We start from the raw sequence: 12,984 nt of genomic DNA on the forward strand, positions 1-12,984 counted from the left end.
TCTCTTAATTAAATATGTCTGTAAATTTATGTATGTTCTTTAATCGAACTCCTTTTTCTGTATGTTGTACTGTACAAATTTCATTGTACGCATCATGCTCTAGAAAAAGATAGTAATTATTGTCTGCTGCTTCATTTAAAAAAGCTGCTTTTTCTTTTATTGTTAATAAAGGTCTTGTGTCATAACCCATTACATAAGGCAAAGGAATGTGCCCAACTGTTGGTAATAAATCTGCCATAAAAACAATAGTTTTACCTTGGTAATTCAGCTTTGGTAACATTTGTTTTTCTGTATGACCGTCCATAAACAAAACATCAAACCCAATTTGATCTATAGAATTTCTATGGATAAAATTTAATTGTCCGCTTTCTTTTATAGGATTGATATTTTCTTTTAAAAAGGAAGCTTTTTCTCTAGCGTTAGGCTCGGTTGCCCACTGCCAATGCTTGTCATTAGACCAAAATTTTGCATTCTTAAAAGCGGGTTGTAGTAATGTTTTTTCAGAATTCCATTCAATAACACCTCCACAATGATCAAAATGCAAATGTGTTAAAAAAACATCTGTAATATCATCTCTATGAAAACCATGTTTTTTCAGAGAACTATCTAAAGAAAAATCTCCGAATAAATAATAATAGCCAAAAAACTTATCTGATTGTTTAGAACCTAAGCCCGTGTCTATTAATATGAGACGATCTCCATCTTCAATAAGCATACAACGCATGCTCATATTAATTAAATTGTTTGAGTCTGCAGGATTTGTTTTTTGCCAGATAGTTTTAGGAACAACGCCAAACATTGCACCACCATCTAACTTAAAATTACCTGTTTCTATTGGATAAATCTTCATTTTTAAGAAATTAAAAAATCATTAAAATTACTTTTAAAATAATAATTTAATGATTTATTAAACAGTAAATCACAAAATACTTTTGCAATTTACAAATATGAAGAAAATTGTATGATTTTCTGTTAATAAAAATCTAATTCTTAAGAAGTATAACTTAGTTTTTTACTAGTCTAGAAACTTTAATTTTGCTTAAAAATTTTGCTCCCTTAATAATTACAAAAACTGAGACTCCTAATCCTAAAATCACCATCAATAATTGATTGTCTAAAACATTTTCTGAAGTTGCAAATGCATCTGGTGGTAAAATCTGTAAAAACATAATTAATAGTATTTTTATTATAGAACAAAAGTACTACTGAGGTTCATTTTTCTAGAATATTTTTCGACAAAACACGCTTTAGTTTAGATGACTAGCGACTAACTACCCTTAAGTAAATCAATCTCTTACAATTATTTTTTGATGAATTTCATTTCCAAAACTATCTGTAACTGAAATTATATAATCACCTATTTCTAAAGATGTTGAAAACTCATTTATTTCTTTAGTGGTTCCTAAATACCTGTCATTTACATACCAAAACAAAGTAGCTTCACTATTAGAATGGGCAACTTTTAATATAATTTCATTCTTTTTTCCATCAAACCCTTTTGGTAAAAAAATCGTGCTTTTTTCTGTTGGATAGATAAACTTCATCGCATTTTTATTTTCGCCCAAACAATCGTTTCTAAATTTTGGCAACGATTTATAAAACGGATTTTTATCTTTGTAATAATACTCCATTAATGGCGGCAACACAAACCAAGATTTTTGTTTAATGTTCTCTAAACGTTCACAAGAAGTATTTACTTGGTAATTTTCGGATGCGTCTACATTTACCAAAACATGAAACGGACAAGGTTTTGTTTTTAACCCAGCATTTTGAACAAACTCCAATGATTTCTCTTCGCAAATCTGTGTTGCTCTGTAACCACTTTTATTACAAATCTCGATCTCTGTCATTTCATCAAACGGTTTTTCAAACCATGCTGCATTTGGTAATTTATCAAAAATATCGAATAAAATGGGTGCAGCAGTTTGCACACCAACCAAACCGGGTCTTCCTTCTCCATCTGCGTTTCCAACCCAAACTCCTACTACAAAATCTTTCGTAGTACCAATTGCCCAAGCATCTCTAAAACCAAAACTGGTTCCGGTTTTCCAAGCAATTTGTTTTGATGAATCGAAAAATTCCCAATTTTGGTCTGCATTTGGTCTGTTTACATCTTTCAAACTCTCGAAAGTTAAATAGATAGAAGCCGCATCAAAAATTATCTTTTCGGATGTTTTTTGCCCAAAATCAATCTTTTCATTTCCATAAAAAGTAGGTTCACAAAACTCATTTTTAAAATACCTGCTAGAATTTTGGGTATAATGATTTACTGTTGATGCCATGGATGCGTAACTTTTACATAAATCCCACAAGTTACTTTCTGCTCCTCCTAAAGCCAATGTTAATCCATAATAATTCGGATTCTTATTTAAATCTTTTAACTTTAATTTTTGTAAATAATCATGAAATTTCTCCAATCCAAAATCTTGTAACATTCTTACGGTTGGCACATTTAAAGATTTTGACAAGGCTAATTTTGCTGAAACTGCTCCTGCATATTTTTTATCAAAGTTTTCTGGTTGATAACTTCCAAAGTTTGTAGGTACATCTGCAACCAACATATTGGGCAACAAATCTCCAGCATCTAACATGGCAGCGTACAAAAATGGTTTAAAGATACTTCCTGTACTTCTTGGTTTGTCTATAACATCTACATCTTTTTGATGTTTAGTATCTGTTGGCGAATTACCAACATAACTTAAAACCTGTCTTGTTTTTACATCTAAAACCAACACAGAAATATTATAAATTCCGTTTTTATTAATTTGATTGTAGTGGTTTTTTACAATGGTATTCGCTTGATGTTGTAATTTTTTATCAATTGTCGTTTTTACAAACTCCCCTTTTTTTTCTTTGTTAATTTTCTGTAATAAATGCGGTGCTATTTGCGGAAGTGGATACGGTTTCTGTGGCAATTCTTCTAAAACAGATAATTCATAAGTTAAAGAATCAATTACTTTTTTAGCAAGTAATTTTTGTAACAAACGGTTTCTTTTTAGCAATAATTTTTGTTGATTTTTCCCCGGATAAATCAGATTTGGTGCATTTGGTAAAACTGCTAAGGTTGCAGATTCTGCCCAAGATAATTGGGATGCATTTCTATTAAAATACCTCCAAGCAGCTGCATCTAAACCAACTACATTTCCACCAAAAGGTGCATTTGAACTCCAAAAAGAAATAATTTTTTCTTTAGAAAACCGAAACTCTAAACGTGTGGCAAAAATCAATTCTTTTATCTTTTCAAAATACGTTCTAGATCGGTTGTCTCTACTTAATCGAATTACCTGTTGCGTAATTGTACTTCCGCCTCTTTTTACACCTCCTGCTTGCAAATTTTGTTTTAATGCTTTAAAAATAGAAACCGGATTAAACCCAGGATGTTTATAAAAATGTTCATCTTCAAACTGAATTAAACAGGTTTTAAACTTCTGCGGAACAGCATTATTATGAGGAAAACGCCATTGCCCATCTTTTGCTATCAATGCACCCAACAACTCATCATTATTACTCGTAATTACAGTTGATGTAGGTTTTGTAAATAACTTTGTTGGCAAACAAAATGCATAGAACATCAGTAAAACAACAACGAATATTGTTTTCTTCTTATGGCGTTTTATGTAGTTTATTATCTGCATTATTTATTATCTGTCATTGCGAGTTTACGAAGCAATTTGTTATTTTAATTGAGAGATTGCTTCGTTCCTCGCAATGACATCTTATTTTACAACATCAATCCAACGTCCTTTAGTTCTCACTAAATAATCGTTATCATACATCGCTTCTACCTGAACTCCTGGTAAATAATAATTCCCTAAATAGGCCGCATTCAGTAAAACAGTAAAGGTTTTTGTCTCTGTTTTTTTAGATTGCTGATTCAAATCGAAATAGAAATTTACACGGTCATCTCTTATATCTGTGTAACGTGCTTCACTTTTTGTCGTAGTTCCAAAATCTGTGAAACGGGTATTTACAATTTCCCATCCAGAAGGAAAAACTTGTGTTAACGCAATGTCTTTTACACTTTCATTTTTCGGATTACTCACTGTTATTTTTGCAACAAAATCTTGACCTTGTTTCAACTCATTTATTTCGATTAACTTCCCTTCCAAATCGATATACTGAACAGCAACACTTAAACCTCTACTTTCAGAAATTTCATCACCCAAAGGCAATTGCCCAGAATTGATAATTCTTGCAAAAACAATATTATTTTCATCATTTTTTATACGGATAGAATTTTCGCCTTTTTTCACTTTTAAAGTTCTTTGAACCATCGAACTTTGTGTTTTTACAGCAACCGTTTGTCCATCATTTGTATACTTTAAATTGATTGCTTTTCCTCCGTTTTTAACAACCATCTTTCCGATTGCTAACAAACTATATGCCGTAGATTGTGTGCTCATCCATTTATTACTAGACAACTCTTTTGCGATAGATTTTGCTACATCTTTGGTGTCTTTATGATTGGTAATTAACATCGTTTCTAAAGCCATTGCTCGGTTTCTATCTACAGAACCATACGTGTAATAATTGTGTTTAGAAGTGCTAAAATTAATATTTGCAGTACTCATAATTTCTTTACTAGCTTCTTTCTGACCCGCCAAAGCATACGCCGCAGCCAAACGCCATTTTGCTTCATTCGAAATTTGTTTAAACTCTCGCATTCTATTCATTGCAGACAAATCTGCACTTCCAGCCAAGGCCAGCGTATATAACCTATAAGATTGCGCTAAATCTGTGTAATTATTTCTGTAATCTGGTCTCCAATTTCTTGCTGCATTTTTCTGATATCTAATAAAATCACTTTTAAAAGTTAACGGTAAAACAAAGCCTTTTTTGGCAGCTTCTAACATAAAATGACCTGCATACGTTGTGCCCCAATCATCTGTCTCGTTTTCTCCAAGCCAATAACTCAAACCTCCATTTGCTTGTTGAAATTTCCCTAATCGTTTAATTCCGTTTTCTATGTTTTCTTGAACTTGACGTTTTTTATCCGCAGTTAAATCAAAAATATCATTTAAAAATAACTGAGGAAAAACACTTGATGTTGTTTGCTCTACACAACCATGCGGATAGCGAATTAAATAGGCTAGTCTTCCAGAAAAATTAATGGACGGAATTGTAGACAATTCTAAAATTGCCGTGTTTGAACCTGCGACTCCAAATGTATTAAAGTTGATACTTTGCATTTGTTTTCCTTCAATAGTTACATCAACAACTTTAGAGGTCATCGGATTCGGATTTACAACATCTAAATCTACTTTATAAGTTGCTTTTTCTCCGTTTCCGCTCGCAATAATTTCAACCGTATTGATGCCATTTGCTTTTAAAACATCCAATTCAAAATACACCATCTTTTCATCTGGTTTTTTGAAGTTGATTGTTTGATACTTGTTCCCAACAACAGAAATTCCGTTGGAAGTTTTTACCTGAACAGTAACATTCTTTACTTTTTTATCCATTGCAAAAATGGTAATTGGTAGGGTAACTTTTTCTTTTGGCGATAATTTTCTTGGCAATGTAGCCAACACCATTAAAGGTTTCTTAACAGGAACTGCTTTTTCTACATTTCCAAAAGCCCCTTTATTAACATCACCAGCAATTACCATTGTTCTCACAGAACCAATATAATTCGGTAAGGTAATTTTGTGAGAATCCGTTTTTCCTTTTTCTAAATAAAACGGTCCTAAATATTTTACAACAGGTTTAAATCTGTTTGCTTTTCTGTTTTTCCCTTTTGATGCATTTCCATCTCCACCAATGGCAAAAACTTGATCGATACTTCCTGAATATCCGCCAATTACATCGTCAAAAATATCCCAGGTTTTTACACCTAAAGCTTCTCTTGCATAAAAAACATCGAATGCATTCGGGGTTCTAAATCGTGTTAAATCTAACAAACCTTCTTCTACAACAGCCAAAGTATAGGTCATTGGTTTGTTGTTTTTTTCTGAAACTTTTACAACAAACTCTTTTTCTGGTTGCAATTCATTTGGCATCGAAATTTCTGGTTCTAATTTGGTAGACTTATCTTCAACCAATATCGGAATAATACCAAACAATCGAATTGGTAAATCGTTTTCTGAAACCTGATGCGGTTGTAATAATGAAATGTTTACAAACACATTTGGCGCCATGTTTTTATTGATAGGAATTTCTACAGAAGTCGTTCCTTTTTGCGTTTCCACCCATTTCGTTTCCAAAACCTTTGTACCATTTTCGATACTGATTAACGCACGTCCTTTACTTCCTGAAGGAAACGTAATTTTTGCAGTTTCACCAACATTGTATTTTTCCTTATCCGCAGAAAATACCAACATTTTTGCAGCCTCTTTATCACCCGAAGTAGAATTTTGCCACCAATTTTTATAGAAATAAGCAGTTCTACCGGTTGCATGACCACTTTTTTTATCAAGAACTCTTATTAAAAAACGTCCTCTGTCTTTCTCTGGAATATTCAAACTGAAACTTCCTTTTCCTTTTGAATTTGTGCTGATTTTTAAAGTTTTGTATTTGTTCTGATAACTGCTAGCAGTATATCTAGATAAATTATCATCAGCAGCACTCCACCACCAACGCCACTGAATTTGATAAACTTCAACCTCAATTTCATCTCTTTGAATCGGATTTCCTTTTTCATCTACAGAAACCACAGAAAAGGTCTGATTCTCATCTGTAAAAAACGAACCATATCTATTTCCTTCTGGAGATTTTAAACCCACAAAAGAGGTGAAAGGTGCATATTTTTTAGTGAAAGCATCCATAGAAAAATCACCGCCAGTTTCAAAAGCTCTTACCAAAAATTGAACGTTTAACATTCCTGGAGCATTTTTACCAATACTTAATTTACTATTAATTTTTGCAATTCCGTTTGCATCTAATTTCCCTTCGAAAACAGTTATTTCTTCTGACGAAAACTCTCTTGATGGATCTGTAAAAACAAAATCCTTATAATTTTCAAAACTATAATTAGCCGCCGAAACCTTTGCTTTAATTTCTGCTTTTAGATTTTTTGCAGGCGTTCCGTGTAGCCATTTTACATCTAACGTACCGTTAATTGGGTTTCTGCTTGTTAGAACCTCACCATCAAAATCAATTTTAATTTTTAATCGGTTTGGTTTTACGGTTTCAATTTTTAGACTTTTGTAAAACTTTGCGCCACCAACAGAAATTTTTGCAGAATAATTTCCTGTTTTTGCTTCTTGTGAAGTTGTTACAGAAAACTTATAAAAGTTGTGTAGATTTTCTGACGTCACCTTCTTATACACCAACTTTCCACTTGGGTCTGTAACTTCTAATTTTACTGGGTGATTTTTAGGTAACCTATTTTCTGCATCATTTAGCATAAACGTTAAATGCAGAGAATCTCCAGGTCGCCAAACGCCACGTTCTCCGTAAATATACCCTTTTAAACCTTTTTGAGTTTTACTTCCTGCAACATCAAACTTACTTAAAGACAAAGAATTTCCGTCTAATAATTTGATATACCCTTTTTTATTTCCTTTAGAAACAATTGCAAATGCTGCGTTTTTAGTACTTTCTACCTTTACAAAACCTTGTGCATTTGTTCTAGTTGATAAAATTTCTTTTTGCTGAAAATTATATAATTTAACAATAGCACCAATTATAGGTTTTGTATTTAAAATATCTGTTACAGCAAAAAAGTATTCATTATTTGTCCCTTTTTTAGCGATAATTCCCATATTGGAAGCCAATAAATTTTGCGATATTCCTCTTTCATTATAATAAACTTCATGACACGGATTGTCTCTTTCTCTCCAATTATAATTATAGTTCTTGTAGCTATACAATTTATTATCCCAATACAATTCTTCTCTTTCTTCTTCACCTTCAACTTCACTTAAATTGTCATATTCTTCACCATAATAATCACCTTCAAAATCAGTATTATTCGCAATAGAAACCGTACTTTCTGAACAATTGTAAATAGCCTGATCCTTATTAAAACTCAGCTCTATTCTGTAAATTGCTCCGGTTTCAGCTTCCATCATTTTAGCCAAATCTACACTATATGCTTTCCATTTTTGAGTATTGTTTTCATTCTTATCAATTAAAGTAATGGTTTCTTTTGCAACTCTTCTACCTACTCTTTTTATAGCATATTCATTATTGCTATTTATGTTATTCTCTTGCAGAAATTGCAACACATTCTCTTCATAAATTTTAATAATCCGAACATCAACTTCCCTAACATTTATGGCTTCAAAATTGAATTTTAAGTCATTCGAATTCGGCAAAATAGTTCCACTACTAATTGCTCTAATCTCTGGTTTTTTCTGCTCGAAAGTGATGGTTTCTGTATAATTGTTTTTTAATTTATAATTGTCAATGTTCTTTATTCCTTGAAAAACGGAAACCAAAATAGCGCCTTCAAATTTCGTTTCAGAAAACACTTTTAACTCATTTCCGTTAACAATGAAACGTGGATTTTTTACATTTTTGACGGTTACTAAACCATCAAAATTTTGTTGCTTTTTAAGTTGATCAGAAAAATTAATAGAAATATATTGTTCTGAAGTGTTATTCACTTTTAAATGAATTACATTAAAATTATTTTTCCCTGGAATTATAATTTCATTTTCTCCTTTTGACTCTGAATTTATCGGATCTCCATTCCAAATAATTTCTAATTTAGAATCTTCTACAAAACGTTGAATGCTATCAATTTTAAATTCAAAAACTTTTCCCTTTTCATAAGATTCATTCCAAACGATGTTTCTTGAAGTTCCTTTTTGTGATGCCTTTATCAATTCTTTAGCATTTTCTAAAGAAATTACATCTGCAGATTTTACAACGCCTCCTAAATATTGATATTCTTTAGAATACGATTGCAAATTATTCGTTTGAATATTAAAATTCGGTGCGATTGTTTTAAACTGAAACGTGTAATTTTTAAATTCTTTGGAAGTCTTTTTATAGATTTCATTCAATTTTATAGTCACAGAATATTCGGTATCAGCATCTAAATTCTCATCAGGTATAAATATAAAAGCATGTTTATTCACCGTTTTAATAGTACCATTTACAAATGGTTTTATAGAAATAATTTCTGATGATATTTCTTTATTCGCCTCCCAACCATCTACTTCTTTGGCAAGATTTACTTCTAAATTATTCGCCACAGAAACAACACCAGAAGTTGTATAACTGATGTATTCTTTAAATTTATAGATGTTATCGGTTTTAATCTCTTCTTTTTTGCAAGAAAAAATTAATAAAAGAATTGAGATTCTAAAAAGTAGATTTTTCGCTTTCATATTGGTTGTCTTTATAAACACACCACAAAAATAAGGATTCCTTTTTAGCTTATGGATAACTATTTAGTATTCGCTATTGTTTATTTAGTATTCGCGTAAAATAAAAATAATAGTTCTTTACTTCCCAACCATAAAGTTTTTAGGTAAATTCTTCTCTCATTAAGCTAAATCCTCTTTTATCGAGATAATCAGCTGGTAATTATTAAAAAATAAACACTCTCGACGTTACCTTCTTTTAGAATTAAATGGACTAACCCATTTTTAACTCTTATAACAGAGTTTGAACAACTAATTTCTTTTACTTGGTTTCTTTTTAAACCGATAAATATATTATGTTCCATAATATAGAGTGAAACTATTTTGTGTCTCTTCTTATATAACTAAGAACATATGTTATTGTTATTTTTTTTTTACATAAAAAAAAGCCCAATCTTTAGATTGGGCTTTGTGGAGGTGTCTAGCGGATTCGAACCGCTGTACATGGTTTTGCAAACCATTGCCTAGCCACTCGGCCAAGACACCTTTTAGTTTTAAAACTTATTTCTAATAAATTAGGAAGCTGTTTTAAGGATTGCAAATTTACGCAAATTTACAAGTATTACAAGCATTTTTTTATCTTATCGCTTTTTTGTGAGAATTATAACAACTTCTTCTACGTTTCCGCCTATTGGTGGATTTATTTTTGCTACAGAAACTTTGGCACTTTTTACCTTTCTTATTTCTTTAAAAAGACGATTTAGAATGCGTTGTGCAACCTCTTCTAAAAGCTTAGAACGAATAGCCATTTCTTCTTTTACAATATGATTTAAATGCACATAATCTACCGTGTCTGCCAATTCATCTGTTTTTGAAGATTTTCTTAAACTTGCCTTTACTTCTACATCTACTCGGTATTCACTTCCTATTTTAGCCTCTTCATCTAAACAACCGTGAAATGCATATAGTTTGATATTGTTTACTTGTATAATTCCCATTTATTCTTCTTTATTTGAAATACTTTCAATTTTTTCCCACATTTTATCTGAGTTTAACCTAAAAGATCCTTTAAACTCTAAACTCCATTCGCTAGGTTCTATAATCGATAAAAATAATTCTTCTTTTTTATTTATATATAAGTGATATGTTTCGCCAATAATAGGCTCAAAACCAAATTTCGCATTGTACAACATGTCATTGTATTGAAATTTCTCCATCAATAGCTCATACTCTTTTCTTACTTCTTCAAACTTCCCTTTGAGTATTTTATTTGTACGTCTTACGCCATCTGCCGTCCAAGTTGCAGTATTTGTAGGTTTAATTACTGGCGAACTCGCAGAGGTCCCGTAGGGTTTTAAAGCAGCGTCATATTTTTGTGTTTCTTCATTAAAAACAACTAAATCTGGCTTTTTTTCTGCGTCTTTCTTCATTTTACAAAATTACGACAAAATATAAATACTAAAGTAGCTTTTAGAGAACTTTAAATAGCAAGTATGCCCGCGTTAAGGATTGAAACGGCATCCTTTTTATTTTTTTTATAAATAAAAAGATATAGTGAAAAGCCTGACCAAGCTTTTTTGCTTGGTAACGCCCAAGAACTGTAAATGCTAGTTTTTAAGACCCTGAAATAAATTCAGGATTAATTCAATTGCTAATTTTAAGTTTATGCTGAAGGCTCTTAAAAATAAGTTTCATTAACTCGTAAAAAAGTCGAAAACATTGCTAATTCCGCTTGTTTTGGTTTTATAGAATTCTGTATAGGTACAACGTGTACAAGTTACACTAGTAAATTTCTGATTTTGAATATCGAAAATCTTTGATAAGGTTCCGCCAGTTGCTCGCATTTCTCCTAACTTATAGGTTTTAGAGTCGCATTTCGGACACGTGTAATTTCTAATTTGATCGCTCATAGGAAATAGTGTTTGTTTATTAGTTGCTGAATTTACAATTTTGTTACAAACTCTTAATACCAATGAAGTATTTTATGTAATTTTGTGTTCTAATTTTTTCAAATAAAACGATGTCTGAAGAGAAAAAATCGCTCAATTTTTTAGAGCATATTATTGAAGAGGATTTAGCAAACGGAATGCCAAAAGAAAACTTACGTTTCCGTTTTCCGCCAGAACCAAATGGGTATTTGCATATTGGTCACACCAAAGCAATCGGAATTAGTTTCGGTTTGGGTGAGACGTATAATGCGCCTGTAAATTTGCGTTTTGACGATACAAATCCTGCAAAAGAAGAACAAGAGTATGTAGACGCTATTAAGAAAGATATTTCTTGGTTGGGCTATTCTTGGGCAAATGAATGTTATTCTTCAGACTATTTTCAGCAATTGTTCGATTGGGCAGTTTTGTTGATAAAAGATGGAAAAGCGTATGTAGATTCTCAATCTTCGGAAGAAATGAGAGCGCAAAAAGGTACGCCAACGAAGGTTGGTACAAATAGTCCTTTTAGAACGCGTTCTGTGGCAGAAAACTTGGAATTGTTCCAAGGAATGAAAGACGGAAAATTTAAGGAAGGTGAACATACTTTGCGTGCTAAGATTGATATGGAGAACCCAAATATGTTACTGCGTGATCCTTTAATGTACAGAGTTATGTTTAAAACACACCATAGAACTGGTGATGATTGGTGTATTTATCCGATGTACGATTGGACGCATGGTGAGAGTGATTATATTGAGCAAATTTCACATTCTTTGTGTTCTTTAGAGTTTAAACCTCACAGAGAATTGTACAATTGGTTTCGTGATAATGTTGTTGATTATAGTAGATCTGAATACCCGAATGCACCAAAACAACGTGAGTTTTCTCGTTTGAATTTGAGTTATACAATTATGAGTAAACGTAAATTGTTGACGTTGGTTGAAAATGGAATTGTTAATGGTTGGGACGATCCAAGAATGCCAACAATTTCTGGTTTACGTAGACGTGGTTATACACCAGAATCTATTAAAAGTTTTGTGGAAACGGTTGGTGTTTCTAAACGTGAAAATATAATTGATGTGGCACTTTTAGAGTTTAAAATTCGTGAGGATTTAAATAAAACAGCTAAAAGAGTGATGGGAGTTTTAGATCCTGTGAAAGTAATTATTGATAATTATCCTGAAGGAAAAGAAGAATTTCTAACGGCTGAGTATAATGATTATGAAGATGGTTTTGGAACTAGAGAGGTTCCTTTTTCTAGAGAGATTTACATAGAACGTGAAGATTTTAGAGAAGAAGCGAACAAGAAGTTCTTCCGTTTAAAATTAGGAAAAGAAGTCCGTTTAAAAAATGCTTATTTTATTACAGCTACTAGTTGTGAAAAAGATGAAAATGGAGAAATTACCGTTATTCATTGTACGTATGATCCATTGACAAAATCTGGAATGGATACAGAAGAAAGCAAGCGTAAAGTAAAGGGTACTTTGCATTGGGTTTCTATAAAACATGCTGTAAAAGCAGAGGTTAGAGCTTATGACAGATTGTTTTTAGATGAAGCGCCAGACTCTCATAAAGATAAAGATTTTATGGAGTTTATAAATCCTGATTCTTTGGAAGTGATTACCGCTTTTGTAGAACCAAGTTTACAAACAGCAAAAATTGGAGAACGTTTTCAGTTTCAACGTATGGGATATTTTAATGTTGATGATGATACCACTACAGACAATTTAATTTTTAATAAAATTGTTGGATTAAGAGATTCTTGGGGTGGCAAATAAGTAGGTAATTATCAGTCTTACTGC

At 31.8% G+C, this 12,984-nt stretch carries 8 protein-coding genes and 1 tRNA gene; 1 reads left to right on the forward strand and 8 read right to left on the reverse strand.

Features of this window, described 5'->3' with window-relative positions; genetic code table 11:
• Window positions 1-4: 4 nt before the first annotated feature.
• The 8 genes from CW731_RS09815 to CW731_RS09840 all read right to left on the reverse strand — a co-directional run bounded on the left by CW731_RS09815 (window position 5) and on the right by CW731_RS09840 (window position 11,164).
• On the reverse strand, window positions 5-850 hold the full coding sequence (locus CW731_RS09815) for an MBL fold metallo-hydrolase (RefSeq protein WP_100946560.1): 846 nt from the start codon (window positions 848-850) through the stop codon (window positions 5-7).
• Window positions 851-1,004: 154 nt separating this feature from the next.
• On the reverse strand, window positions 1,005-1,169 hold the full coding sequence (locus CW731_RS15590) for a hypothetical protein (RefSeq protein ID WP_157812218.1): 165 nt from the start codon (window positions 1,167-1,169) through the stop codon (window positions 1,005-1,007).
• Between the two features lie 117 nt (window positions 1,170-1,286).
• Window positions 1,287-3,635 (reverse strand): penicillin-binding protein 1C, encoded by a 2,349-nt coding sequence (gene pbpC / locus CW731_RS09820; RefSeq protein WP_100946561.1) that lies wholly within the window; start codon window positions 3,633-3,635, stop codon window positions 1,287-1,289.
• Window positions 3,636-3,716: 81 nt separating this feature from the next.
• On the reverse strand, window positions 3,717-9,278 hold the full coding sequence (locus tag CW731_RS09825) for an alpha-2-macroglobulin (protein WP_100946562.1): 5,562 nt from the start codon (window positions 9,276-9,278) through the stop codon (window positions 3,717-3,719).
• Between the two features lie 448 nt (window positions 9,279-9,726).
• A tRNA-Cys gene (locus CW731_RS09830) sits at window positions 9,727-9,800 on the reverse strand.
• Window positions 9,801-9,895: 95 nt separating this feature from the next.
• Window positions 9,896-10,252, reverse strand: coding sequence for a dihydroneopterin aldolase (gene folB / locus CW731_RS15675; protein ID WP_198519806.1), 357 nt, complete (start codon window positions 10,250-10,252; stop codon window positions 9,896-9,898).
• Window positions 10,253-10,684 carry a DUF2452 domain-containing protein gene (locus CW731_RS15680; protein WP_198519807.1) on the reverse strand — a complete coding sequence of 144 codons (432 nt, stop codon included), beginning with the start codon at window positions 10,682-10,684 and terminating at the stop codon, window positions 10,253-10,255. It abuts the gene before it with no gap.
• A 264-nt stretch (window positions 10,685-10,948) separates the two neighbouring features.
• On the reverse strand, window positions 10,949-11,164 hold the full coding sequence (locus CW731_RS09840) for a zinc ribbon domain-containing protein (RefSeq protein WP_100947674.1): 216 nt from the start codon (window positions 11,162-11,164) through the stop codon (window positions 10,949-10,951).
• Between the two features lie 110 nt (window positions 11,165-11,274).
• On the opposite strand from CW731_RS09840, the gene CW731_RS09845 reads away from it, so the two are divergent.
• Window positions 11,275-12,960: a glutamine--tRNA ligase/YqeY domain fusion protein gene (locus CW731_RS09845; RefSeq protein ID WP_100946563.1), complete on the forward strand. Its 1,686-nt coding sequence runs from the start codon at window positions 11,275-11,277 to the stop codon at window positions 12,958-12,960.
• Window positions 12,961-12,984 lie beyond the last annotated feature (24 nt).

The organism is Polaribacter sp. ALD11 (genome assembly GCF_002831685.1).
Lineage (GTDB): Bacteria > Bacteroidota > Bacteroidia > Flavobacteriales > Flavobacteriaceae > Polaribacter.